General features: G+C 72.6%; 21 protein-coding genes. 4 read left to right on the top strand and 17 right to left on the bottom strand.

Annotated elements, in window-relative coordinates; all coding sequences use genetic code 11:
• Positions 1–38 precede the first annotated feature (38 nt).
• Positions 39–1,223 carry an ROK family transcriptional regulator gene (locus ASC60_RS03535; RefSeq protein WP_055547194.1) on the bottom strand — a complete coding sequence of 395 codons (1,185 nt, stop codon included), beginning with the start codon at positions 1,221–1,223 and terminating at the stop codon, positions 39–41.
• Positions 1,224–1,344: 121 nt separating this feature from the next.
• Here ASC60_RS03535 and ASC60_RS03530 point away from each other — a divergent pair, with 121 nt between their 5' ends.
• Both ASC60_RS03530 and ASC60_RS03525 read left to right on the top strand, forming a co-directional pair.
• Entirely contained in the window at positions 1,345–2,826 is a 1,482-nt protein-coding gene (locus tag ASC60_RS03530; RefSeq protein WP_055546502.1) for an APC family permease, read from the top strand.
• The gene (locus tag ASC60_RS03525) at positions 2,823–3,377 is read left to right on the top strand and encodes an aldo/keto reductase (RefSeq protein WP_055546500.1); all 555 of its coding nucleotides are present in this window, start codon (positions 2,823–2,825) and stop codon (positions 3,375–3,377) included. The genes ASC60_RS03530 and ASC60_RS03525 overlap by 4 nt, the downstream gene beginning before the upstream one ends.
• Positions 3,378–3,386: 9 nt before the next feature.
• On the opposite strand, the gene ASC60_RS03520 is transcribed toward ASC60_RS03525, so the two are convergent.
• From ASC60_RS03520 to mshD, 4 genes are all read right to left on the bottom strand, one after another.
• Complete coding sequence (locus tag ASC60_RS03520) at positions 3,387–3,827, bottom strand: NUDIX hydrolase (RefSeq protein WP_055546498.1); 441 nt, start codon at positions 3,825–3,827, stop codon at positions 3,387–3,389.
• 90 nt (positions 3,828–3,917) lie between these two features.
• On the bottom strand, positions 3,918–5,069 hold the full coding sequence (locus tag ASC60_RS43945; protein ID WP_370592881.1) for a CHAD domain-containing protein: 1,152 nt from the start codon (positions 5,067–5,069) through the stop codon (positions 3,918–3,920).
• A gap of 853 nt (positions 5,070–5,922) precedes the next feature.
• Entirely contained in the window at positions 5,923–8,178 is a 2,256-nt protein-coding gene (locus ASC60_RS03510) for an RNA degradosome polyphosphate kinase (protein WP_055546496.1), read from the bottom strand.
• Between the two features lie 278 nt (positions 8,179–8,456).
• Entirely contained in the window at positions 8,457–9,389 is a 933-nt protein-coding gene (gene mshD, locus ASC60_RS03505) for a mycothiol synthase (RefSeq protein WP_055546494.1), read from the bottom strand.
• A 175-nt stretch (positions 9,390–9,564) separates the two neighbouring features.
• On the opposite strand from mshD, the gene ASC60_RS03500 reads away from it, so the two are divergent.
• The gene (locus ASC60_RS03500) at positions 9,565–11,373 is read left to right on the top strand and encodes a bifunctional UDP-sugar hydrolase/5'-nucleotidase (protein WP_079038127.1); all 1,809 of its coding nucleotides are present in this window, start codon (positions 9,565–9,567) and stop codon (positions 11,371–11,373) included.
• A gap of 61 nt (positions 11,374–11,434) precedes the next feature.
• Here the strand turns inward: ASC60_RS03500 and ASC60_RS03495 are convergent, their stop codons facing one another.
• Both ASC60_RS03495 and ASC60_RS03490 read right to left on the bottom strand, forming a co-directional pair.
• Positions 11,435–12,610 carry a macrolide family glycosyltransferase gene (locus ASC60_RS03495; protein WP_063787058.1) on the bottom strand — a complete coding sequence of 392 codons (1,176 nt, stop codon included), beginning with the start codon at positions 12,608–12,610 and terminating at the stop codon, positions 11,435–11,437.
• Between the two features lie 473 nt (positions 12,611–13,083).
• Positions 13,084–15,606, bottom strand: a complete 2,523-nt coding sequence (locus ASC60_RS03490) for an ATP-dependent Clp protease ATP-binding subunit (protein ID WP_055546488.1) — start codon at positions 15,604–15,606, stop codon at positions 13,084–13,086.
• A gap of 476 nt (positions 15,607–16,082) precedes the next feature.
• On the opposite strand from ASC60_RS03490, the gene ASC60_RS03485 reads away from it, so the two are divergent.
• Complete coding sequence (locus tag ASC60_RS03485; RefSeq protein ID WP_055546486.1) at positions 16,083–16,712, top strand: SCO3374 family protein; 630 nt, start codon at positions 16,083–16,085, stop codon at positions 16,710–16,712.
• Between the two features lie 5 nt (positions 16,713–16,717).
• Here the strand turns inward: ASC60_RS03485 and ASC60_RS03480 are convergent, their stop codons facing one another.
• The 10 genes from ASC60_RS03480 to ASC60_RS03435 form a co-directional block, all read right to left on the bottom strand.
• Positions 16,718–17,053, bottom strand: a complete 336-nt coding sequence (locus ASC60_RS03480; protein WP_055546484.1) for an Lsr2 family protein — start codon at positions 17,051–17,053, stop codon at positions 16,718–16,720.
• A gap of 220 nt (positions 17,054–17,273) precedes the next feature.
• A complete protein-coding gene (locus tag ASC60_RS03475) occupies positions 17,274–17,795 on the bottom strand; it encodes an amino-acid N-acetyltransferase (RefSeq protein WP_055546482.1) in 522 nt (173 codons plus the stop codon).
• A gap of 22 nt (positions 17,796–17,817) precedes the next feature.
• Positions 17,818–18,213, bottom strand: coding sequence for a BlaI/MecI/CopY family transcriptional regulator (locus tag ASC60_RS03470; protein ID WP_055546480.1), 396 nt, complete (start codon positions 18,211–18,213; stop codon positions 17,818–17,820).
• Positions 18,214–18,336: 123 nt separating this feature from the next.
• Positions 18,337–18,531, bottom strand: a complete 195-nt coding sequence (locus tag ASC60_RS03465; protein WP_055546478.1) for a hypothetical protein — start codon at positions 18,529–18,531, stop codon at positions 18,337–18,339.
• Between the two features lie 34 nt (positions 18,532–18,565).
• Entirely contained in the window at positions 18,566–19,405 is an 840-nt protein-coding gene (locus tag ASC60_RS03460; RefSeq protein WP_234356758.1) for a hypothetical protein, read from the bottom strand.
• Between the two features lie 416 nt (positions 19,406–19,821).
• On the bottom strand, positions 19,822–20,619 hold the full coding sequence (locus ASC60_RS03455; RefSeq protein ID WP_055546476.1) for a type III pantothenate kinase: 798 nt from the start codon (positions 20,617–20,619) through the stop codon (positions 19,822–19,824).
• A gap of 84 nt (positions 20,620–20,703) precedes the next feature.
• Positions 20,704–21,753 carry a carboxylating nicotinate-nucleotide diphosphorylase gene (gene nadC / locus ASC60_RS03450; RefSeq protein ID WP_199830852.1) on the bottom strand — a complete coding sequence of 350 codons (1,050 nt, stop codon included), beginning with the start codon at positions 21,751–21,753 and terminating at the stop codon, positions 20,704–20,706.
• Positions 21,750–23,519, bottom strand: coding sequence for an L-aspartate oxidase (locus tag ASC60_RS03445; RefSeq protein WP_370592865.1), 1,770 nt, complete (start codon positions 23,517–23,519; stop codon positions 21,750–21,752). The genes nadC and ASC60_RS03445 overlap by 4 nt, the downstream gene beginning before the upstream one ends.
• A gap of 8 nt (positions 23,520–23,527) precedes the next feature.
• On the bottom strand, positions 23,528–24,505 hold the full coding sequence (gene panC, locus ASC60_RS03440; RefSeq protein ID WP_055546474.1) for a pantoate--beta-alanine ligase: 978 nt from the start codon (positions 24,503–24,505) through the stop codon (positions 23,528–23,530).
• Positions 24,502–25,437, bottom strand: coding sequence for a Rossmann-like and DUF2520 domain-containing protein (locus ASC60_RS03435; RefSeq protein ID WP_055546472.1), 936 nt, complete (start codon positions 25,435–25,437; stop codon positions 24,502–24,504). The genes panC and ASC60_RS03435 overlap by 4 nt, the downstream gene beginning before the upstream one ends.
• Positions 25,438–25,501: the final 64 nt, after the last annotated feature.

The following is a 25,501-nucleotide window of genomic DNA, read 5'->3' as shown; positions in this document are numbered from 1 at the left end:
GGGCGTGTGACCGGCCACCGAAACGGGCGGGCGGGCGGTCAGGGGGTTTCGCGGGAGCGGGTGAAGACCCGCTCCCGAGCCTCCTCCGTCGCCGTCGCCACCGCGCCCAGCAGGACCGCGTCCTCGCCGAGGGTGCTGGCGCTGACCCTCGGGCGCAGCGGGCCGATCCGGTGGAGGGTCGCGGTCACCGGCGGCAGCAGCAGGTCCGCCCCGCCGCCGAGGCCGCCGCCCAGGACGACCAGGTCCGGGTCGAGTACGGCGGCGACGGCGGCGATCACATGGGCCAGCCGCTCCGCCTCCTGCCGTACCGCCGCCACCGCCGGTTCGACGCCTTCCCGGGCCGCGTCGAAGACGTCCTTGGCGGATCCCGGGTGGGCCATGCCCAGTTCCCGCGCGGTCCGGACGACCGCGCCGCCCGCCACCGCGTCCTCCAGGCCCGGCCCGCCGCTCGGCAGCGTCGGCAGGAAGCCGATCTCCCCCGCCGCGCCGTGCGCGCCGGTGAAGAGGCGGCCGTCGGCGACCACGCCCATGCCCAGGCCGGTGCCGACCATGATGGAGACGAAGAGCCTGCTGCCCCGGCCCGCGCCGAAGGCGTACTCGCCCAGCGCGGCCAGGTTGGCGTCATTGTGGACGGACAGCGGTGTGCCCAGTTCCTCGCGCATCCGGTCCAGCAGGGCCGCCCGCCCCCAGCCGGGGAGGTTCACCGCGTACCGCACCCGCCGCCGCTCCGGGTCGTACACGCCGGGCGCGCCGACGACCGTGTGCACGACCAGCGCCGGGTCCACCCCGGCCTCCGCGACGACCCGGCGGGCGGCGCCGACGGCGAGGTCGGCCATGGCGGCGGCGCTGCGGCCGCGGTTGCGGACATCGGACCGGGCGACGACGGTCCCGTCCAGGTCGGCGGCGGCCACCCGCAGCCAGGAGCGGCCGATGTCCAGGCCGAGGACGTACCCGGCGGTCGGGTCCGGTTCGTACAGCACCGCGACCCGCCCCCGCTCCGGCGGCGCCTGCCGGCCCGCCTCCCGGACCAGGCCCGCCTCCTCCAGGGCGGCGAGCGCGGTGGAGACGGTCGGCTTGGACAGACCCGTGTCGCGGGCGAGCTGGGCGCGGGAGGCGGGGCCTCCGGCGCGGAGCCGGGCGAGGAGCAGGCGTTCGTTGTTGCTGCGCAGCCGCCGGCGGTTCCAGGGGCGGGCGTCGTCACCGGGCATGCCGGACCCGGGCATGCCGGACCCGGGCACATGTGTCATCGCGGCACCCTCCCCGGTCGTCTCCAAGGCCCTTGAGCGTGACCCTTGACGGCATCAAGTAAGGCTCCTTAACTTAATCCATCCCACGGAGGTGGACATGTCCGGCACCGGGGGCGGATTCGTCCGCCGCATCGGCCTCTTCCAGGCCACCGCCATCAACATGAGCCAGATGTGCGGCATCGGGCCGTTCGTCACCATCCCGCTCATGGTCGCCGCCTTCGGCGGGCCGCAGGCCGTCGTCGGCTTCGTCGCGGGCGCCGTGCTGGCGCTGGCCGACGGGCTGATCTGGGCGGAGCTGGGCGCCTCGCTGCCCGGGGCCGGGGGCAGTTACGTCTATCTGCGCCAGGCGTTCCAGTACCGCAGCGGCAAGCTCATGCCGTTCCTCTTCGTGTGGACGGCGATGCTGTTCATCCCGCTGATCATGTCCACGGGCGTGGTCGGCCTCGTGCAGTACCTGGGCTATCTGTGGCACGGCATGACCCAGACGCAGGGCGATCTGGTCGGACTCGGCGTGATCGCGCTCGTCGTCGGGCTGCTGTGGCGCGGGGTCGAGCACATCGCCCGGATCACGGCCGTGATGTGGTGCGTCATGATCGCCTCGGTGGTGCTGGTCATCGCCGCCGCGTTCAGCCACTTCGACCCGGGGCAGGCGTTCACGTACCCCGCGCACGCCTTCGACCTGGGCAGCGGCCAGTTCTGGACCGGCTTCGCGGCCGGGCTGACCATCGGCATCTACGACTACCTCGGCTACAACACGGCCGCGTACATGGGCGCCGAGATCAAGGACCCCGGCCGCACCCTGCCGCGCGCGATCGTCGCCTCCATCCTCGGCATCATGGGTATCTACCTGCTGCTCCAGATCGGCACGCTCGGCGTCGTCGACTGGCACCGGATGCTCGACCCGAACTCGGTCGCGTCCCAGTCCGTCGCCTCCGCGGTGCTGGAGGAGACCTGGGGGAAGACCGCGGCGAACGTCGTCACCGTCCTCATCCTCATCACCGCCTTCGCGTCCGTCTTCGCCGGGCTGCTGGGCGGATCGCGGGTGCCGTACGACGCGGCCCGCGAGCGCGTCTTCTTCCGCCCCTACGGCACGCTCCACCCCCGGCACCGCTTCCCGGTGCTGGGGCTGGCGACGATGGGCGTGGTGACCGCGGTCGGGTTCCTCATCGGCCGCCACACCGATCTGGCCACGCTCATCCAGCTGCTGACGACGGTCATGGTGATCGTGCAGGCGCTGGCCCAGGTCCTCGCCGTGACCGTGCTGCGCCGCCGCCAGCCGACGCTGCGGCGGCCGTACCGGATGTGGCTCTACCCGCTGCCGAGCGTGGTGGCGCTGGTGGGCTGGCTGGTCATCTACGGCTACGCGGACAAGAACTCCCCCGGGCGGCACCCCATCGAATGGTCGCTCGCCTGGGGCGCGGCGGGGTGCGTGGCGTTCGTGCTGTGGGCGCGGGTGGAGAAGGTGTGGCCGTTCGGCCCGAAGGAGATCAGCGAGGAATACGTGGAGCAAGGGGCCGGGGGCGGCGACCCCGACGCGGCGGGCCCGGCGGGCACGCGGGGCGACGCCGCCTCGGTGTGACGGCCCAGTGGGTGTCCGAGCGGCGCGGCCACGTCCGGTTCCGCACCGAGCAGCCGCCGTACTCGATCCTGGCGCGGAGCGTGGAGGCGGCCGTGCTGCCGACCGCGCGGAAGTACGGGATGGGCGTGCTGAGCTGGAGCCCGCTCTCGGCGGGCTGGCTCTCGGGCCGCTTCATGAAGGCGTCGGACATCGATCTGACGGGCGGCAGCCGGGCGGCGCTGGAGCGGTTCAAGTTCGACCCGTCGCTGCCGGAGAACGTCCGCAAGCTCGAAGCGGTCGACGAGCTGAGCAAGCTGGCCTCCGACCCCGGGGTCTCACTGCCGCACCTGGCCATCGCGTTCGTACGGGCCCACCCCGCCATCGCCTCGGTGATCATCGGGCCGCGCACGATGGACCAGCTGGAGGACCTGCTCGCCGGGTCCGAGGTGGAGCTGAGCGCGGACGTCCTGGACCGCATCGACGAGATCGTGCCGCCGGGCACCGACCTCAACCGGGCGGACAGCTACTACGTGCCGCCGTCGCTCGCCGACAAGAAGCTGCGCCGGCGCTGAGGCCGGCCCTCAGGACGCGTCGAGCGCGGTGAGCAGCGCGTCCACGAGGGTGCGGTCGTGGTCATAGGTGAGGCGGTCGCGGGCCGCGCGCGGGGGCAGCCAGAGCAGCCGGTCGACCTCCCGGTTCGGCACGAACGTCTCGTCGGGTACCGCCTCGGCTGCCCAGTAGCGGACCTCCTTCGGGCGGCCCCTGGCGACGTAGTGCAAGGTGGGCAGCTCCACGCCGGGCGTGCAGCCCATCCCGGTCTCCTCCGCCACCTCGCGCACCGCGCAGTGCAGCGCGTCCTCGCCGCGCTTGAGCTTGCCCTTGGGGTGCGACCAGTCGTCGTACCGGGGCCGGTGGACGAGGGCGATCTCCAGCCCGTGGGTGCCCCGCGGGATGTGCCGCCAGAGCACACAGCCCGCCGCCAGCACGGTCGTCACATCGTCCCGGGCATCACGCCGGCTCATCCCGCCGTCCCGCCTCCCCTCGCGTCCGTCGTGCGTCGTGCGTCGTGCGTCGTGCGTCGTGCGTCTACGGCTTCCGTATACGTTCGTACGTCAGGATGCCTGGCCCGCGACGCGCCGCCACATCCGGCCGAACGCGAACCGGGCCGCCTCCACCTCGTGCCGCTGGTCCGCGTGCAGCACGCCGAGCGCGTACGCCGTCGCGGGTGCGATCCGCGGCGTACGGGCCGCGGCCGCCGCCGACGCGGCCGCCTCGGCCGCGTCGCGGTGCCGCTCCAGCGCCTGCCCGGCGGCCCGCAGCCGCGTGGCCCGGGACGGTTCCCCGTCCACAGCCGAGGACGCCCCCGCCATCAGATCCAGCACTTCCAGCGCGTAACGCCGCATCCGCACCAGCCGCCGCACCTGGTGCCAGGGCGCGTCCTGCCGGTCGCTGGCGGGCGGCGCGTCGGCGGAGGGCGTCGCGGCGAGCCCGTGGACCAGCGCCTCCGCGTTGTACGGATGCCCCGCGCGGCCCAGCGGAAGCGCCTCCACCGCCTCGATCAGCCGCCGGTTCGCCAGCTCGGCGAGCGGCGGCAGCACCTGCTCGGCGGGCCGCCCGGCGGTCGCCTCGTCGAGCGGCACCTCGGAGGCGAGGAGCGCGACGGTGTCGGCGACCGCGTGGAAGCGGGACGAGCCGAGCGCCTGGAGCGCGGCGGTGTGCGCACGGGTCCGGGCCAGGGTGAGCTGGCGTTCCAGCAACGCCCCCGCGCGGGCGGCCCCCACCGTCAGCGCCCCGCCCCGGGCCTCCTCCACGTCCCCGGCCCGCTGGTGCGCCGGCGTGCGCGCGCCGCGCGCGCGTCCCCCCTCGGCGCCGCTGCGCCCGCCGGTACGGCCCGCCCGACCGGTCTCGCCCTCCGGGCCGGCCCCCGGCCCGGCGGCGCCCGCGGCGCCCGCGGCGCCCCGGCCCGGCGTGTCCGGGGATTCGGCGCACCCCGCCGTCCGGCCGGGCACCTCCGTACGCCCGTCCGTACCGCCCCCCGCCCCGGCCGCTTCCGCGCCGGGCCCGTGCGTACCGCCCGCACCCGTACCCTCCGGCGGGGCGGCGGCGTCGCCCCACTCCTCGTAGCCCTCGTACGGGCGGCGGGGCGCCGTGTCCCCGTCCGGGGTGCCGGAGGCGGCGCTCCGCGCCCGGGCGGTGCGTCCGCCCGCCTCCGCCGCCTCGGCCCGCGTGGCGCGGGCCGACGGGTCCGGGGCTCCGGTGGCCAGGGAGACGCTGCGGCGGGCGGTGCGGGACGAGCGGGGGGCGGCGCCCGTGGGGCCGTCGACCCCCGCCGTCACCCCGCCGCGCGCGGTGCGGGCCGCGAGGGTGGTGGATCCGGAGGCCCCCACAGCCTCCGGATCCACGCCGGTGGGCGCCGGTTCCCCGGCCGCCGTGTCCCCCTCGGCCGTCCGGTCCGGCGGTCCCCCCGCGCCCGAGAGCCGCTGCAGGGCGTCGCGCAGGCGGGCCAGCCGCCCGGCGTACGCGTGCTCCAGCGCCAGCGTGCCCGACAGCCACACCAGCTCGGCGCGCAGCTGATCCGACCAGGCCGTGTCGGTGATGGGGCGGTAGACCCAGAGCGCGCCGCTGATCCGGCGGGCGGCGCGGCGCAGCAGGCGGGCGGCCTCGGCCGCCTCCTCGACGTCGGCGCCGCTCTCGCGGTGCAGTCGCAGGCTGCGCAGGAAGGCCCCGGCCTGGGTGTGCAGATACTCCGAGAGCACCTCGCCCGCGGTGCCGGGACCGGTGGCGGGCCCGGTGCCGGGACCGGTGGCGGGACCGATGCCGGGACCAGTGCCGGGACCGATGCCGGGACCGGTGGCGGGACCGATGCCGGGACCGGTGGCGGGACCGATGCCGGGACCAGTGCCGGGACCGATGCCGGGACCGGTGGCGGGACCGATGCCGGGACCGGGACCAGTGCCGGGACCGATGCCGGGCGCGGACGCCGCCACGGGCGCCTCCGCGACCCGGTCCGCCGCGTGCTTCGTCATGTCGTACCCCCCGGGACCCACGGCTGCGGCGGCGGTGCGGGGCGAGGCGCCGGGTGCCCCTCCGGCCCCGGTAATCCCGACCAGCGGCAGGTCATGTCGTTGAACCACGCCGTCGCCTCCGGGCGTCTATGAGCATCTCCTGTACGTTCCGCAGCGGCTGTCCGTCCGCGTCCGTCGCGTGCCGGGTCCAGCCGCCGTCCGGGCCCAGGTGCCAGGAGGAGGTGGAGTCGGACATGCCGGTCTCCAGCAGGCGGTTGAGCGAGGCGCGGTGGGCGGGGTCGGTGACCCGTACCAGCGCCTCGATGCGGCGGTCGAGGTTGCGGTGCATCATGTCGGCGCTGCCGAGCCACACCTCCGGCTCGCCGCCGTTCCCGAACACGAAGACGCGCGAGTGTTCCAGGAACCGGCCCAGGATGGAGCGGACCCGGATGGTCTCCGACAGTCCCTCGACGCCCGGCCGCAGCGCGCAGATGCCGCGCACCCAGATGTCGACCGGCACCCCGGCCTGCGACGCCCGGTAGAGGGCGTCGATGACGGCCTCGTCCACCATCGAGTTGACCTTGATCCGTACGGAGGCGGGACGTCCGGCCCGGTGGTGGGTGATCTCCTTGTGGATGCGGGTGACGAGCCCGTCGCGCAGCGACTTGGGGGCGACGAGGAGCCGCCGGTAGTTCTCGCGGCGCGAGTAGCCGCTGAGCCGGTTGAACAGGTCGGAGAGGTCCGCGCCGACCTTGGGGTCGGCGGTGAGCAGCCCCAGGTCCTCGTACAGCCGGGCGGTCTTGGGGTGGTAGTTGCCGGTGCCGACGTGGGCGTAGCGGCGCAGCGTCTCGCCCTCCTGGCGGACCACCAGCGACAGCTTGCAGTGGGTCTTCAGCCCGACCAGGCCGTAGACCACATGGCACCCGGCCTCCTCCAGCTTGCGCGCCCACTTGATGTTGGCCTGCTCGTCGAACCGGGCCTTGATCTCGACCAGCACCAGCACCTGCTTGCCGGACTCGGCGGCGTCGATGAGCGCGTCGACGATCGGCGACTTGCCCGACGTCCGGTAGAGCGTCTGCTTGATCGCGAGGACGTCCGGGTCGGCGGCGGCCTGCTCGAGGAACGCCTGGACGGAGGTCGAGAACGAGTCGTACGGGTGGTGCAGCAGCACATCGCGCTCGCGCAGCGCGGCGAAGATGTCGGGCGCGGAGGCGGACTCCACCTCGGCCAGGTCGCGGTGGGTGCCCGCGACGAACTTCGGGTACTTCAGCTCGGGCCGGTCGGAGGCGGCTATGTCGAACAGCGCGGTGAGGTCGAGCGGGCCGGGCAGCGGGTACACCTCGGCGTCGGAGACCTTCAGCTCGCGCACGAGCAGGTCGAGGACGTACGGGTCGATCGACTCCTCGACCTCCAGCCGCACCGGGGGCCCGAAGCGGCGCCGCAGCAGTTCCTTCTCCAGCGCCTGGAGCAGGTTCTCCGCGTCGTCCTCCTCGACCTCCAGGTCCTCGTTGCGGGTCACCCGGAACATGTGGTGCGCGAGCACCTCCATGCCGGGGAACAGCTCCTCCAGATGCGCCGCGATCACGTCCTCCAGCGGGACGTACCGGTGCGGGGAGGCCTCCAGGAACCGGGAGAGCAGCGGCGGAACCTTCACACGCGCGAAGTGATCGTGTCCGCTGACCGGGTTGCGGACCACCACGGCGAGGTTCAGCGACAGCCCCGAGATGTAGGGGAACGGGTGCGCCGGGTCCACCGCGAGCGGGGTCAGCACGGGGAAGATCTGCTGGCGGAAGAGGGTGAAGAGGCGGGACTGCTCCTTCTCCGAGAGGTCCGCCCAGCGGATCAGGTGGATGCCCTCCTCGGCGAGCGCCGGGGCCACGTCCTGCTGGTAGCAGGCGGCGTGCCGGGCCATGAGCTCGCGGGACCGGGTCCAGATCAGCTCCAGCACCTCCCGGGGCTGCAGCCCGGAAGCGGAGCGGGTGGCCACGCCGGTCGCGATGCGCCGCTTGAGCCCCGCGACCCGCACCATGAAGAACTCGTCCAGGTTGCTGGCGAAGATCGCGAGGAAGTTCGCCCGCTCCAGCAGCGGCGTCGCCGGGTCCTCGGCCAGCTCCAGCACCCGCTCGTTGAACGCCAGCCAGCTGCGCTCACGGTCCAGGAACCGGTTGTGGGGCAGCTCGGTGCCGTTCGCGTCCGGACCGGCGTGCTCTTCCTTGTAGGTGTCCGGATCGCCGTCGAGATCGGGATCCAGGGCCCGTACGGGCGGGGCGGCGACCGCGTGCGGACGGTGCGCCGCGATGGACCCGACCGACGGCTGGGGCTGGGGCTGGGGAACGTGGACCGGTGCCTGACCGCTGGACTCGTTCATGACCTCATTGTTCCGCGCCGCGGCGAGACGCGGCGTGGCGGAAGGCGGCGCGGGAGCGGCACGGAGCCTCCGGTTCGAGGGATCGGGCACAGCGGGCTGCATTCAGTGATGCTTGCAACCGAGATTGAACCGTCGGTAACGGAGACATGGCGCTTGGGAAATCGGGACTCGACTCGCGGGAGTCCCGACCGCCCCTCTCGCGGGAGTCCCGACCACCCCTCCCGCGGGAGTCCCGACCACCCCTCCCGAATACCCGGATACCCGGATACCCCTTGCCCTCAGGTCTCGGTCCGATACATCAGATCCGTCTCGTGCGTGACGAAGCCGAGCCGGTCGTAGACGGAGACGGCGGCGAAGTTGTCCGCGTCGACATAGAGCATCGCGGTCGGCAGCCCCTGCGCCGCCAGATGCCGCAGCCCGATCGCGGTCAGCGCCCGGCCCAGACCGCCGCCCTGCGCGTCCGGCCGCACCCCCACCACGTACACCTCGCCCAGCCGCTCCTCGCCGTGCACCTTCGTCCAGTGGAAGCCGACGATCTCGCCCGCGCGCTCGGCCAGGAAGAACCCGGCGGGGTCGAACCACACCTCGCCCTTGCGGTCGTCCAGGTCACGCTGGGTGAGCGAGCCCTGCTCGGGGTGGTGGGCGAAGGCCGCGGCGTTCGCGGCCAGCCAGGCCGCGTCGTCCGCGCCGGGCCGGAAGGTCCGTACGGTGATGCCCTCAGGCAGCGTGGGCTCCGGAATGCCCAGCTCGTCCGGCGGCCCCAGCGGCCGCCGCATCTGCCGCAGCTCACGGAACAGGGTCAGCCCCAGCACCTGCGCCAGATGGCGCGCCGAGGCGTGCCCGCCGTGCGCCCACACCCGCAGCCGCTTCCCGGACTCCTTCAGCAACGTCACGCCCAGCGCCCGGCCGTGCCCCCGGCCGCGGTGCGCCGGGCTCACCACCAGCTCGGCGGCCGGGGCCTCCACCGGGTCGGTGTCCTCCAGCTGTGCGTAGCCGACCAGCTCCCCGCTGGGCTCGCGCAGCACCAGATGCCGCACCCCGTCCCGGCGCCCCCGCAGCTGCAACCGCCCCTGCTCGGACACCGCCTGCTGCCCATCGGCGCGCGCGGACTCGGCGATCAGCCGCAGCACGTCCTCCACCACGGCGGGGGCCAGCTCGTCCTGCACCTCGATCCGGCGCGCACCGGGCATCTCGTTCACCACGTCATCCATGGGACCGAGCCTACGGCCGCCCCCCGGCCGGGCAAGGTGGCGGACTCCCCGTCTCCGGCGGGTCACCCGGTTGACCACCGGCAACCAGCTCGTAACCTCCATCCCCCTGCCCCGCTACGCGCGTTGACCGTAAGCTGCGGCCCACCATTCACCACCGGGCACACAAGGGGACGACATGTCAGCGAGACTTGGGCGGCGCGGTGCGGCACGCCGTTGGGCCACGGGAGTCGCGGTGCTGGCCGCCGCGGCCGGGGTGCTGTCCGCGGCGAACCCGGCCGGGGCCGACGCCCAGCGGCACGGGCCCGACCGCACCGTCGACGTACAGCTGCTGTCCTTCAACGACCTGCACGGAAACCTGGAACCCCCGCAGGGCTCCTCCGGCACCGTCACCGAGACCCAGCCGGACGGCACCACGAAGGCCGTCCCGGCCGGTGGCGCCGAATACCTCGCCACCGCGCTCCGCCAGGCCCGCAAGGGCCACGCGTACTCCGTCACCGCCGCCGCCGGCGACATGATCGGCGCGAGCCCGCTGATGTCGGGACTCTTCCACGACGAGCCGACCATCGAAGCCCTCAACAAGCTCGACCTCGACGTCACCTCCGTCGGCAACCACGAATTCGACGAGGGACGCGCCGAGCTGACCCGCGTGCAGAACGGCGGCTGCCACCCCAAGGAGGGCTGCTACGAGAAGGGCAGGACCTTCCGCGGCGCCGACTTCCCCTACCTGGCCGCCAACGTCACCGACGAGAAGACCGGCAAGCCGATCCTCCAGCCGTACACCGTCTGGCGTCACAAGGGCGTCAAGGTCGGCTTCATCGGCGTCACCCTGGAGGGCACCCCCGACGTCGTCACCGCCGAGGGCGTCAAGGGCCTGAAGTTCCACGACGAGGTCGAGACGATCAACAAGTACGCCAAGGAGCTGCAGCGCAAGGGCGTGAAGTCGATCGTCGCCCTCATCCACGAGGGCGGACTGCCCGCCTCCGCCGCGTACAACGACGACTGCGACAACGGCGGCGCGGGCAAGGGCATCTCGGGTCCGATCGTTGACATCGCCGAACACGTCACCCCGAAGGTCGACGCCCTGGTCACCGGCCACACCCACCAGGCCTACGCGTGCACCATCCCGGACCCCTCCGGCACCCCGCGCACCGTCACCTCCGCCGCCTCCTTCGGCCGCCTCTACACCGACACCACCCTCACCTACGACCGCCGCACGAACGACATCGTGCGCACCACCGTGAAGGGCGCCCACGCGGCGAACCACGTCGTCGACCGCGACCGCCCCAAGGCCGCCGACATGACGTCCCTCATCGGCCGCTGGAACAAGCTCGCCACCCCCGTCGCGAGCAAGCCCGTCGGCTATGTCTCCGGCGACATCAACGGCCGGGGCGCCTCGACCTACGAATCCCCGCTGGGCGACGTCATCACCGACTCCCAGCTCGAAGCGCTCGCCCCGGACGGCAAGGGCGGCGCACAGATCGCCCTCATGAACCCCGGCGGCATCCGCTCCGACCTCGCCTACAAGGCGTCCGGCGGCGAGGGCGACGGGGTGGTGACGTACGGCGAGGCGTTCACCGTGCAGCCCTTCACCAACATGATGAACGTCGTCGACCTGACCGGAGCCCAGCTCATCACCGCGCTCCAGCAGCAGGTCAGCGGCTCCAACGAGGCATCCCCCAGGATCCTCCAGGTCTCCAGGGGCCTCACCTACACCCTCGATCTGACCAAGTCCGGCAAGGACCGCGTCATCACCGGCACGGTGAAGCTGAACGGTGAGCCCATCGACCCCGCCAAGACCTACCGCGTCGCGATGAACGAATTCCTCGCGGGCGGCGGCGACGGCTTCTCCGCCTTCAAGGACGGCAAGAACAAGCTCGTCGGCGCCTCCGACCTGGAGGCGCTGACGGCCTACCTGGGCGCGCACTCCTCGGCGTCGGCGCCCCTGGACCCGCCGAAGGCGGACCGCATCACCATCGTGAAGTAGCCGCACCGGCCGCACCCGCGGCCCGGCCTTGCGGGCCGGGCCGCGGGCGTGCGTCAGAACCTCAGCTCAGCATCTCCTCGATCAGGTCCGCGGCCCGCGCCGTGCCGCCCTCGGCCCGCGTCCGGTCCCGCAGTTCGGCCGCCCGCCGGGCCACGCCCTCGTCCGCGGTGAGCTCCAGCAGCGCGGCGCGCAGCACCCCGGCGGTCGCGTCCGCCGTGTCGACGCGGCGGGCCACGCCCAGTTCGACGAGCCGGTCGGCGTTCATGGGCTGCTCGGCCCCCTGCGGTACGGCGATCATGGGCAGCCCGCAGTACAGGCCCTCGCCGCTGCCGCCCATCCCCGCGTGGGTGACGAACGCGTCGGCCTGCCGCAGGATCGCCAGCTGCGGCACCCACCGGTGGACCTCGACGTTGGCCGGGACGGGCCCCAGCTCCCCCGGGTCGACATAGCGGCCGATCTGCAGCACGACGTGCCAGCCGGGCAGATCCCCGAAGGCGGCCAGGCACTCCCGGTAGAAGCCGGGCTGCCGGGTGAAGGCCGAGCCCAGGGAGACCAGCAGCACCTTCTCGGCGCCCGCGGGGCGCTCCCACCGGCCCTGGTCGGCGCGGTCGCCGAGACACGGCCCGACGAACGTCACCACCTTCTCGTCGACCCGGTCGGCGTGCGGCTGCATGGCCCGGGGGATCAGCGCGATCGCCCGCCCGGGCGGGCCGCAGAAGGCGTTCACGTCGGTGGTCACCGCCCCGCAGCCGGCCAGCCACGCGGCGAACTTCGTCTGGTACGCGTCGGCCCCCGGCAGCGCCATGATGTGCGCCGCGACCTCCTCCTCGTAGCCCTCCCAGGCGACGAAGGACGGCGACAGCTGCAGCGCCGGGCGCCCCTGCTCCTCGGCGAGGGCCCGCCCGGCGTACCCGCCGATGTCGTACAGGTAGAGGTCGGCGGGGTCGTCGTCGTACACGGCGCGCAGCTGCGGCAGCGCCTGGATCGCGTCGTCCAGGAAGACGGTCATCGCGGCGATGGGGTCCTCGGGCCAGTCGTTGTCGGCGACCGGCAGGGTCGAGGCGTACGGCACCAGCGCGGCGCCGGTGGGCTCGATGACATCCGCCCGGCGGGGGTCATTGGCGTACGTCACGCGGTGGCCCCGCGTCACCAGCTCCCGGATCACCTCAAGGCTGGGGAGCGTATGGCTGATGGCGGGGATGCCGACCATCGCGATATGGGCACGGCGACGGGACATGAGAGATCACTCGATTCAGGTCTGCGGCGAAAGGGACACGACGGCCCGGCACAGCGGCGATCTCGCCGGTGCGCCGGAGGGAGCGGTGTGTCAGCCGTAGATCTGACGGAATGAGTCCATGCGGGCACACTACCGTCGATCGTTCGTCCGGCCGTACTGATTTTTCCCCCCGCTCAGCCCGCCATAAGCGCCCGCTCAGCGTCCGGCCATAGGGTCGCCCCTGCGACGGGCCGCCCGTTCTCCCCCTCTCCCGGCGGGCCGTCGCCCCCAAAGGCCACGGGGTGCCGGAAGCCGCGCGTTCCGCCACGCGGCCGAAACGCGCCCCATAACGCCGGTGTTTCCCTTTCCCGGTAGCCGACGGCTCTTTATCGCATGAGCCTTTCGACGTGATCGGAATGGCGCATATGACAAAAGGGGCCGCTGGACCGTTCAGAAACGGTCCAGCGGCCCCTCAGCCGCTCACAAGGTGACGCTTACGCGTCCTTGCTCAGGTTCGGGCCACCACCGGCGGCGGACTCGATCGGCGGGGTGTCCGGCAGCGCGGACTTCTCCTCGCCGCGGAAGGTGAACTTCTTCTCTTCACCCTCGCCCTCGGTGTCCACGACCACGATGTGGCCCGGACGCAGCTCGCCGAAGAGAATCTTCTCCGAGAGCACGTCCTCGATTTCCCGCTGAATCGTCCGGCGCAGCGGCCGGGCGCCCAGCACGGGGTCGTAGCCCCGCTTGGCGAGCAGCTTCTTGGCGTCACCGCTGAGCTCGATGCCCATGTCGCGGTCCTTGAGCCGCTCGTCCACCTTGGTGACCATGAGGTCGACGATCTGGATGATGTCTTCCTCGGTGAGCTGGTGGAAGACGACGGTGTCGTCGACACGGTTCAGGAACTCGGGGCGGAAGTGCTGCTTCAGCTCCTCGTTGACCTTCGCCTTCATCCGCTCGTAGCCGGTCTTCACATCGCCCTGGGCGGCGAAGCCCAGGTTGAAGCCCTTGGAGATGTCCCGGGTGCCGAGGTTGGTGGTCATGATGATCACCGTGTTCTTGAAGTCCACGACCCGGCCCTGGGAGTCGGTCAGCCGACCGTCCTCCAGGATCTGCAGCAGCGAGTTGAAGATGTCCGGGTGGGCCTTCTCGACCTCGTCGAAGAGGACCACGGAGAACGGCTTGCGGCGCACCTTCTCGGTGAGCTGGCCGCCCTCCTCGTAGCCCACGTATCCGGGCGGGGAGCCGAAGAGCCGCGAGACGGTGTGCTTCTCGCTGAACTCCGACATGTCGAGCGAGATCATCGCGTCCTCGTCGCCGAAGAGGAACTCGGCGAGAGTCTTGCTCAGCTCGGTCTTACCGACACCGGACGGGCCCGCGAAGATGAACGAGCCGCCGGGGCGCTTGGGGTCCTTGAGGCCCGCACGCGTGCGCCGGATGGCCTGGGAGAGCGCCTTGATGGCGTCCTTCTGGCCGATGACGCGCTTGTGCAGCTCGTCCTCCATGCGCAGCAGCCGGGAGGACTCCTCCTCGGTGAGCTTGAAGACCGGGATACCGGTGGCCGTGGCCAGGACCTCGGCGATCAGCTCCTCGTCGACCTCGGCGACGACATCCATGTCGCCGGCCTTCCACTCCTTCTCCCGCTTCGCCTTCGCGGCCAGGAGCTGCTTCTCCTTGTCGCGCAGGCCCGCGGCCATCTCGAAGTCCTGCGAGTCGATCGCGGACTCCTTCTCCCGGCGCACGTCGGCGATCTTCTCGTCGAACTCGCGCAGGTCCGGCGGCGCGGTCATCCGGCGGATCCGCATCCGGGAACCGGCCTCGTCGATCAGGTCGATCGCCTTGTCCGGCAGGAAGCGGTCCGAGATGTAGCGGTCGGCCAGGGTGGCGGCCGCGACCAGGGCCGAGTCCGTGATCGAGACGCGGTGGTGCGCCTCGTAACGGTCCCGCAGGCCCTTGAGGATCTCGATGGTGTGCGGCAGCGACGGCTCGGCGACCTGGATGGGCTGGAAACGACGCTCCAGGGCCGCGTCCTTCTCCAGGTACTTGCGGTACTCGTCGAGCGTCGTCGCGCCGATGGTCTGCAGCTCGCCCCGCGCCAGCATCGGCTTGAGGATGCTCGCGGCATCGATCGCGCCCTCGGCGGCGCCCGCACCCACCAGGGTGTGGAGCTCGTCGATGAACAGGATGATGTCGCCGCGGGTGCGGATCTCCTTGAGGACCTTCTTCAGGCGCTCCTCGAAGTCACCGCGGTAGCGGGAGCCGGCGACCAGGGCACCCAGGTCCAGGGTGTAGAGGTGCTTGTCCTTGAGGGTCTCGGGCACCTCGCCCTTGACGATGGCCTGGGCCAGTCCCTCGACGACCGCCGTCTTGCCGACGCCGGGCTCGCCGATGAGGACCGGGTTGTTCTTGGTACGGCGCGACAGCACCTGCATGACCCGCTCGATCTCCTTCTCGCGCCCGATGACCGGGTCGAGCTTGGATTCGCGGGCGGCCTGCGTCAGGTTGCGGCCGAACTGGTCCAGGACGAGCGAGGTGGAGGGCGTGCCCTCCGCCGGGCCGCCGGCCGTGGCGGCTTCCTTGCCCTGGTAGCCGGAGAGCAGCTGGATGACCTGCTGCCGCACCCGGTTCAGATCGGCGCCCAGCTTCACGAGGACCTGGGCGGCGACGCCCTCGCCCTCGCGGATCAGGCCGAGCAGGATGTGCTCCGTACCGATGTAGTTGTGGCCGAGCTGAAGGGCTTCGCGGAGCGACAGCTCCAGCACCTTCTTGGCACGGGGGGTGAAGGGGATGTGCCCGGACGGGGCCTGCTGGCCCTGACCGATGATCTCCTCCACCTGCTGGCGGACCGCCTCGAGCGAAATCCCGAGGCTCTCCAGGGCCTTAGCGGCGACACCCTCACCCTCGTGGATCAGGCCCAGGAGAATGTGTTCGGTGCCGATGTAGTTGTGGTTGAGCATCCGGGCTTCTTCCTGAGCCAGGACGACAACCCGCCGCGCGCGGTCGGTGAACCTCTCGAACATCGTTAATCGCTCCTCAGAGCGGTCAGAAAGATCGGGGACGATCCCCTCCCTGTCCTTCCGCATGCTAGTCCCGCAACCCGGGACAGCTCATTCCAACTGCCGACAACCGTCCGGATCGGCCCCACTCTCACAGGGCTCACAGCAGATGGCCTCCTGCCCGAACAGCCGACAACTGCTCCAACCCGATGGTGCGAGACGATGTTCCCGCAGGCCAGGCATATACGCCCACCGTCACTACGCCGATGGCGAACGCCCCTTTCTCCCGACACGCGGACCGCCCCTCCCACTAGGGATGTCTTACCCGCAAGCACGGACACTCCATGCCGCGCGGGCCGGTTCCCTCCGCTACGGGCGAACAACCTTGCGCCGGTTCACCACCCCTGCAGCCCCTCACCCGGTCACGCCTCGCGCTCGTTCGGCCACGTGACGTACACGGCGGGACGTAACCTTCGGCCGGGGAGACAGTTGCTCTGGGCATGATCTCCACCGCCGCGGCGCAGTCCGGCCGCTCACAGGACCGCTCGGCCCCCGGTCCGGGGGCATCGGGATGTGCGCGGTGGTACGAGCGGGAGCTGGGGTGGCCGACGACCGGCAGTGGTCCCGTCGAGCTGCTCACGGGGGTGGCATTCGACGTACTGGAGCTGCCGGCCGTCGCCGGTTTCGCGCTGCTGCGGCGCGTACCGCGGACCGGTCCGGTCGCGGTGGAGGGCCCCTGGATGCGGCTGCTGGTGGCCGCGGGCAGCGCCGACGAGCTGCCGGGGCTGCTCGACTGGCTGGAGTGGGGCGGGATTCCGCTGGATCTGACCGCACTCGGCGCCGGCGGCCGGATCACCGCTCCGTGTCCCTCCGCCTCGTGGCCTCCGCCCGGGGAACCCGGGACGCCCCAGGCGCCCGGTGAACGGTGCCCGCAGGAGGCCGCCGTATGGCTGCGGCCTCCCGAGCCGGGGGGCGGGGTGGAGCCGACGCTGCCGGTGACAGCCTTCGGGGGCGATGGGGACGCCCCCGACCTCGTGCGGCTCGTGGGTGCGGCGGCCACGGAGTGCCACCGGGCCCGGTTGCTGCGCGCCCGGCCACTGCCCAGACAGCGGCGAGCCGGGGAAGGGTGACGTGCTCAGCCGTTGGCCTTCTCGTACGCCTCGCGAACGGTCGCCGGAACGCGGCCGCGGTCGTTGACCTCGTAGCCGTTCTCCTTCGCCCAGGCGCGGATCTTCGCGGTGTCCTGACCGCCGCCCGACGCCGCGCGCGCCTTGCCGCGGCCACCGGAGGCCCGGCCACCGGTGCGACGGCCACCCTTGGTGAACGGCTCCAGGGCGTCACGGAGCTTGTCCGCGTTGGCCGTGTTGAGGTCGATCTCGTAGCTCTTGCCGTCCAGCGCGAACGTCACGGTCTCGTCCGCCTCGCCGCCGTCGAGGTCGTCGACAAGAAGGACCTGAACCTTCTGTGCCATGGGGTTCCTTTCAGGGAAAACGGGGGGCTCGGGGCGCGGCCTTAGCCGCTGATGTCACACCCCCCAGGTAATTACACTACGGGAGAATAGGAAACCGCTTTTCCCGGAAAAACACAAACCCTCCGGGAAGGTTCGACCGATCGACCATGCGGGAAGGCTGATGGAACCCACTGTTCCGGAGCTATGTGATAGGGGCGCGATTCGGACATAGGGCCCGCGATCACAGTTGCAGAAGCATCCGGCTGTTGCCAAGGGTGTTCGGCTTCACCCGTTCGAGACCCAGGAACTCGGCGACGCCCTCGTCATAGGAACGCAGCAGCTCGCTGTAGACATCCCCGTCGACCGGCGTCTCGCCGATCTCCACGAAGCCGTGCTTGGTGAAGAAGTCGACTTCGAAGGTGAGGCAGAAAATGCGCCGGACGCCGAGCCAGCGCGCCGTCTGCAACAGCTTGTCGAGCACCAGGTGGCCTACACCACTCCCCTTGGAAGCGGGATCCACCGCGAGAGTACGAACCTCCGCGAGGTCTTCCCACATGACGTGGAGTGCGCCGCAGCCAATGACCTCAGCATCCTCGTCCCGCTCCGCGACCCAGAACTCCTGGATGTCCTCGTAAAGGGTCACCGTGGCTTTGTCGAGCAGGATGCGATCGCTCACGTAGGAGTCGATGAGCCGGCGCACCGCTCGTACATCGCTGGTCCGGGCGCGGCGGACGGTGACTACTTTTGATAGTGCAGAGGACATGCCCGGACGCTATCGCCCCGGCTCATCGCTCCGACTCACCGGGGCTCTCCCCGGGCTCACCGAGTTGTGCGACCCGCATGGCATCCCGCAGTGCCTCTCGCTGCTCTTCGGACATCATCCCGAAGAACGCGACGAGGGCCGCCGCCGGGTTGTCACTGGTCGACCACGCTTCGTTCATCAGTGCGGCCGAGTAGGCGGCCCTGGTGGAGACCGCGGCATATCGATAGGCGCGGCCTTGCACCTCCCTGCGGAGCCAGCCCTTGTGATGGAGGTTGTCCATTACGGTCATGACCGTCGTGTAGGCGATCGAACGTTCTCGTTGAAGGTCTTCCAGGACTTCTCGGACCGTGACCGGGCGGTTCCACTTCCACACCCGCGTCATGACCGCGTCTTCGAGCTCTCCCAATGGCCGAGGCACATGTGAATAATAGTGGGAGATGTGCCGAATGTCGGGGGATGTGGGCGCCGAAAGGCCGCACGCCCCGGGATGCGGGCGCATCCCGGGGCGTGGCGGTGAAGCGGGGGCGGTGTGGGGCCGGTGTCAGGACGCGTCGCCGACCGGCGCCTGACCGGCCGGTGCCTTGCGGTCCGCCTCGGCGCGGGCGAGCGCCGCGTCCACGAGGTGGTCCTCCTTCGCCTTGTTGGCGCCACCCTGGCTCTTGATCATCGTCACGATCAGAAAGGTGAAGGCCACGGCCATCACCAGGGGCGGAACCAGCGCGGAGACGTAATCCATGGCTATCGGCCTCCTTTTGCTCGATGCCCCCAGATTACGCGGCGCCCGCGTCGACCCCCGCGCCGGGCCGGACGCCGCGCCGGACGCCGGGACTCGGGCCGGGGCCGAGGCGGGACTCGTGGTCCGGCGGCGGGGAGGGGCGGCGGCGCTTGGGCGGGAAGACCTCGGCGGGCGTCGGCACCGGCCGCTGCGGGCGCCGCGGGGTGCCACGGCCCGGCTCCCGCCGCTTCGGCTCCTCGCGGTCGCCGCGGTCGGGGGCGGGGGTGGGCTTCTTGCGCGGCTCCTGCTTCGGCTCCTCGTCCTTCAGCAGCGGCTCGGGCACTCCCTGGGGCACGACTGCTCCCCGCGCGGCTCCGACGCCGCCCGGCAGGGCGCGCAGCCGGGCCTCCGGGAGGCGGGAGCGGGCCGGCGCGGGGGGCACGGCAGGCGTCGCGAGCCGGGCGCGTACGCAGCGCTCGGCCAGGCGCTCGCAGTGGCTCAGCAGCGCGCGGCGGCGCTCGGCCTCGCCGTCCGACGCGGCGTCCCGGCACAGCGTCCGCAGCGCTGCCAGATCCTCCGGGAGCGGCTCGTAACCGGCGGCCAGGGCGCCCTCGAGCTGCTCCAGATAGCCGACGGCGGCACCGGGGAGGGCGGCGCGGTAGCGGGCCAGCTCGTCGAGCAGGAACGCTCGCAGCCGCCCGCCCTCGCGGACCGCCTCGTCCACGGCCTCGGCGAGCCGGAAACAGTCCTGGACCTCCTCCGCCCGGTCCGGGCCGAGGGGGCCGGGGGGAGTGACGGGTTCGGGTTGGAGGGCGATGGCGAGGGCGCGTCGGAGCACACGCAGCTCATCCGCACTGAACGCCATACCGCCGCGGGATCCATAGGGCGTGGGCATGGGAGGACTTTAAGTGCTAAGCGGACAAATTTCGCTGAGCGGCGGGCGGTGCGGCGCGTTGCGGGGGCGGCCATTCGGCGGTGGGAGCCGGGTCGCGGTCCGCCGCGGCGGCGGGGCCCGTCCGGAGCCGGTCCGGAGACCGGGCGGACGGGCTCGGGGGGCGGCCGGGCGGGTTCCGCTTGTCGATCCCGAATTCGACGGGACGGCATTCCTCGACTGCGCCTCGGCAGTCGGTGGAGTGCCCTCGGCGCCGCCCCGCCGAATGAACAGCGCGATGAACCGTGCGAGGAACACGGCGATGAACACCGCGATGAACACCGGCCGGAATTCGTTTCGTAATGCCGCCAATACCGCCGAGTTCGCAGGTGAACGGTGTTTTCGGCGCGATCGGGCGCCGAACGGCCCGATCGCGCCGATCAGCCGCGCGCGACGTTGCGCTCGTAGACCAGCCGCAGCCCGATCAGGGTGAGCCAGGGCTCATGCTCGTCGATCACCGAGGCCTCACCCAGCACCATCGGGGCCAAACCGCCGGTGGCGATCACCGTCACGTCCTCGGGGTCCTCGGCCAGCTCGCGCGCCATGCGCCGGACGATCCCGTCGACCTGGCCCGCGAAGCCGTACAGGATGCCGGACTGCATGGCCTCGACCGTGTTCTTGCCGATCACGCTGCGCGGCCGGGCCAGCTCGATCTTGCGCAGCTGCGCGCCGCGCACGCCCAGCGCCTCGACCGAGATCTCGATACCGGGCGCGATCACCCCGCCCACGTACTCGCCGCGCGAGCTGACCGCGTCGAAGGTGGTCGCGGTGCCGAAGTCGACGACCACGCACGGGCCCTCGTACAGCTCGACGGCGGCCAGGGCGTTGATGATCCGGTCGGCGCCGACCTCCTTCGGGTTGTCCATCAGGATCGGCACGCCGGTCTTCACGCCCGGTTCCACCAGCACGGACGGCACATCGCCGTAGTAGCGGCGGGTGACCTCGCGCAGTTCGTGCAGGACGGAGGGGACGGTGGAGCAGATCGAGATGCCCTCGATGCCGTCGCCCAGCTCCTCGCCGAGCAGCGGATGCATCCCCATCAGGCCCTGCAGCAGCACGGCCAGTTCGTCGGCGGTGCGGCGGGCGTCGGTGGAGATCCGCCAGTGCTCGACGATCTCCTCCCCGTCGAAGAGGCCGAGGACGGTATGCGTGTTCCCCACGTCGATGGTCAGCAGCATGGGCGACACCCCTTCCGGTCGGACTCACGGCAGAGGGCGGGTTCTGGGGCGACGGGCGGGGCGATGGTCAGCAGCATGGTTCAGTCACCCCGCGTCGCGCAGGTCCAGGCCGATGTCGAGGATCGGGGACGAGTGGGTGAGCGCGCCGACCGCCAGGTAGTCGACGCCCGTCTCGGCGTACGTACGGGCGTTGGCCAGGGTCAGCCGGCCCGAGGACTCCAGCGCGGCCCGGCCCGCGACCAGTGCGACCGCCTCGCGGGTGCGCTCCGGGGTGAAGTTGTCCAGCAGGATCAGATCGGCGCCCGCCTGAAGGACCGGCGGGATCTGGTCCAGGGTGTCGACCTCCACCTCGATCGGCAGGTCCGGGAACTCGTCCCGTACGGCGCGGAACGCCTGCGCCACGCCGCCCGCCGCGACCACGTGGTTGTCCTTGACGAGCGCCGCGTCCGACAGCGACATGCGGTGGTTGACGCCGCCGCCGCAGCGCACCGCGTACTTCTCCAGCGCGCGCAGCCCCGGCGTCGTCTTCCGGGTGTCGCGGACCTTCGTCTTCGTGCCCTCCAGGGCGTCGGCCCAGGCGCGGGTCGCGGTCGCGATGCCGGAGAGACGGCACAGCAGGTTGAGCGCGCTGCGCTCGCCGGTGAGCAGGTCGCGGGTGCGGGTGCGGACGCTCAGCAGCTTCTGGCCGGGCTCGACCCGGTCGCCGTCCTCCACGTGCCGCTCGACCTCGAACTCGTCCGTACAGACGACGGACAGGACCGCCTCGGCGATCCGCAGCCCGGCCACGGTGCCCGCCTCACGTGCCGTGAAGTCGCCGGTGGCGAAGGCGTCCTCGGGGACGGTGGCGACGGTCGTCACGTCCACGCCCTGGTCGAGGTCCTCCTCGATCGCCATGTGCGCGATGTCCTCGACCTGGACGGGGTCGAGCCCGGCCTCGTCCAGCAGCTGGGCCAGGTCGGGGTCGAGGCCGCACTCCATCGGGTCGAGCCCGTACGCCCCGTCGTCGTCGGTGCCACAGCCGCAGGCGCTGCCGCAGCCGCCACCCTCGCCGCCGCCCGGGCCGCCGATCTGGAGCAGCGGAAGGGCCACGGGCTGCGGGGGACTCTGCTGGCGGTCGTCGGAGATGCTGCTCACGGGTGGGACTCCGTCTCGGATCGGGTGGTGGGTGAGGGGAACGCCGCGGAGTCCGTCGTACGGACGTCGAGCGAGCCGTCGGGGCCGAGGGTGACCAGGAGGTGCCGCCGCCAGGCCGCGTCGTCCCGGTCGGGGCGGTCCTCCCGCCAGTGGCAGCCGCGGGTCTCCTCGCGCCGGAGCGCGGCGGCCACCAGGACCCGGGCCACGAGGAGGAGGTTCGTCGCCTCCCAGGTCTCGACGCCGGGCTCGGCCGTCTTGCCGTCGCGGCGCAGCGTCTCGACGGCGTCGTCCCGGACGCGGTCCAGCTGCCCGGCGGCGTGGGCGAGGCTCGTCGCGGAGCGGAGGACTCCGGCGCCGGCGGTCATGATGCGCTGGACGGCGTACCGGGCCTCGGGGGCGAGCAGGGGCCCTCCCCCGCCCTGCCCCGCCTCGGGGGCGGCCGCGTCCCGGGGTGCGGGGCCCGGTGTGCGGGTCGGGCCGGCGATGTCCGCCGGGTCGCGCTCGGCGATGTCCGCCGCGATGCGCTCGGCGAAGACCAGGCCCTCCAGCAGCGAGTTGGACGCCAGCCGGTTCGCGCCGTGCACGCCCGTGCAGGCCGTCTCCCCGCACGCGTACAGCCCCGGCACCGTGGTCCGCCCCCGCAGGTCCGTCCACACCCCGCCGCTGGCGTAGTGCGCGGCGGGGGCCACCGGGATCGGCTGGGTGACCGGGTCGATGCCGTGGGACCGGCAGGCGGCCAGGATGGTCGGGAAGCGGTGCTCCCACATCCGGGCGCCGAAGTGGCGGGCGTCCAGGTACATGTGCTCGGTGCCCTGCTCCCGCATCCGCCGCGTGATGCCCTTGGCGACGATGTCGCGGGGCGCCAGCTCGGCCAGCTCGTGCTGCCCCACCATGAAGCGCACGCCGTCCGCGTCCACCAGGTGGGCGCCCTCGCCCCGCACCGCCTCGGAGACCAGCGGCTGCTGCCCCTCGGCCTCCGGGCCGAGCCACAGCACGGTGGGGTGGAACTGGACGAACTCCAGATCGCTCACCTCCGCCCCGGCGCGCAGCGCGAGGGCGACGCCGTCGCCCGTGGAGACGGCGGGGTTGGTGGTGGCGGAGAAGACCTGGCCCATGCCGCCGGTCGCGAGGACGACGGCGCCCGCGTGGACCGCGCCCACGCCGTCCCGCGCGCCCTCGCCCATGACGTGCAGGGTGACGCCCGCGGCGCGGCCGGAGGCGTCCTTGAGGAGGTCGAGCACGAGGGCGTTCTCGACGGTGTCGATCCCGGCCGCGCGCACCGCGTCGACCAGGGCGCGGGAGATCTCCGCGCCGGTCGCGTCGCCGCCCGCGTGGGCGATGCGGTGGCGGTGGTGGCCGCCCTCGCGGGTCAGCAGGATCTCGCCGGTGTCGTCGTCGGCGTCGAAGCGGGCGCCGGTGCCGATGAGGCGGTGGACCGCGCCGGGGCCCTCGGTGACCAGCATCCGCACGGCCCGCTCGTCGCACAGCCCGGCGCCCGCGACGAGCGTGTCGTCGAGATGCTGCTCGGGGGTGTCGCCCTCGCCGAGGGCGGCGGCTATGCCGCCCTGGGCCCAGCGCGTGGAGCCGTCGTCGAGGCGGGCCTTGGTGACGACGGTGACCTTCGCCCCGGCGGCGGCGCAGCGCAGCGCCACGGTCAGGCCCGCGACGCCCGAGCCCACGACCACGACATCGGCCTCGGTGGCCCAGCCCGGCGCGGGGGCGCGCAGCGCGGCGGACGGGGTCATGGCGGCGGACGGCGCGGTCATCGGCCCGCTCACGCGTCCGCTCCGAACCGCAGCCGGATGTTGTCGATCAGCCGCGTGGAGCCGACCTTGGCGGCGACGGCCAGGACGGCCTCGCCGGTGTGGTCGTCGGGCGCCTCGGTGAAGCCCACCGGGTCGATCAGGTCCAGGTAGTCGAGGGCGAGCGGTGGTTCGAGGAGGGCCGCCTCCTCCAGCACCGCGCGCGCCGCGGCCCGCACCGCGCCGGGCGAGGCGACCCGGACGAGGCCGTCCGTATCACCGCCTCCGGTGCCCCCGGCGGCCCGCGCCGCCAGCAGCCCCGCGTCACGCCCCGCGAACAGCGCCCGGGACAGGGCCAGCGCGGTGTCCCGCTCCGGCGCCGACAGATAGCGGTTACGGCTGGAGAGGGCGAGCCCGTCGCCCTCCCGGACCGTGGGGACGCCGACGATCTCCACCGGGAAGTCCAGGTCCCGCACCATCCGGCGGACCAGCACCAGCTGCTGCGCGTCCTTCTCGCCGAAGAAGGCGAAGTCCGGGCGGGTGAGGTGGAGCAGCTTGGCGACGACGGTGAGCACCCCGTCGAAGTGGCCGGGCCGGGAGGCGCCCTCGTACCCCTCGCCCATGGCCCCGGCGGCCATCCGTATCCGCGGCTCGCCGCCGCCGTACACCTCCTCGGCCGAGGGGGCGAAGACGATGTCCGCGCCGGCGGCGGCCGCGACCTCCAGGTCGGCGTCGAGCGTGCGCGGATAGCGGTCCAGGTCCTCGCCCGCGCCGAACTGCAGCGGGTTGACGAAGACGGTGACGGTGACGAGGCCCTTGGCGCCGACCCGGTCGCGCGCGGCGCGGATCAGCGAGGCGTGCCCGTCGTGCAGCGCGCCCATGGTCATGACGACGGCCGTACGCCCCGGCGCGGCGAAGTGCGCCAGCGCCGCGTCGAAGTCCGCGCGGCGCGCGAACAGCTCGACGTCCGGCTCACCGGGTCTCGGCTTGGTCCACAGCTTCGGGCTCATGATCCCGCTCCTCCCCGGCCCCGGGCATCCGAGACATCCGACAGAACGCCCAGCAGGTTCTCCGCCAGCTCCGGCTTGAGTGTGCCGTGCGCGAGCGCCCGGTCCGCCGTGGCCCGGGCCATCGCGAGATATCCGGCGACGGTCTGCGGCGCGTGCCGCCGCAGCTCCTGGACATGCACGGCGACCGTGCCCGCGTCGCCGCGCGCGACCGGGCCGGTGAGCGCGGCGTCGCCGCTGCGCAGCGAGTTGTCCAGGGCGGCGCCGAGCAGCGGGCCGAGCATCCGGTCGGGCGCCTCGACCCCGGAGGCGCGCAGCAGCTCCATGGCCTGGGCTACCAGGGTGACCAGGTGGTTGGCGCCGATGGCGAGGGCCGCGTGATACAGCGGACGGGACTCCTCCGCGACCCACTCGGGCTCGCCGCCCATCTCGATGACCAGCGCCTCGGCCGCGAGCCGCAGCTCCTCGGGGGCGGTGACGCCGAAGGAGCAGCCCGCGAGCCGCTGGACGTCGACCGGGGTGCCGGTGAAGGTCATCACGGGGTGCAGGGCGAGCGGCAGCGCACCGGCCCGCAGGGCGGGCTCCAGCACGCCGGTGCCGTAACGGCCGGAGGTGTGCGCCAGCAACTGGCCGGGGCGCACCGCGCCGGTCTCGGCGAGGCCCGCGACCAGCTCGGGCAGGGCGTCGTCGGGGACGGTGAGCAGCACCAGATCGGCCCGCGCCAGCACCTCGGCGGGCGGGACGATCGGGACTTCGGGGAGCAGGGCGGCGGCCCGGCTCACGGAGGCGTCGGAGACGCCGGAGGCGGCGACGGGGCGGTGCCCGGCCAGCCGCAGCGAGGCGGCGAGCGCCGGGCCGACATGACCGGCGCCGACGACGCCGACGGTGAGCCGGGCCGGGCGGTCCCGCGGCTCGGGAAGTGGATGTGCGTTCACGCGTCTGCGGCCTTCCGTTCCAGTCCTCAGGGGGTACCGGACGATTCCCCGCCATGCTACGCGA

It is taken from the genome of Streptomyces sp. NBRC 110028 (assembly GCF_001417735.1).
In the GTDB taxonomy this organism is placed as follows: Bacteria; Actinomycetota; Actinomycetes; order Streptomycetales; family Streptomycetaceae; genus Streptomyces.
This window is presented reverse-complemented; position numbering and strand designations above follow the sequence as displayed.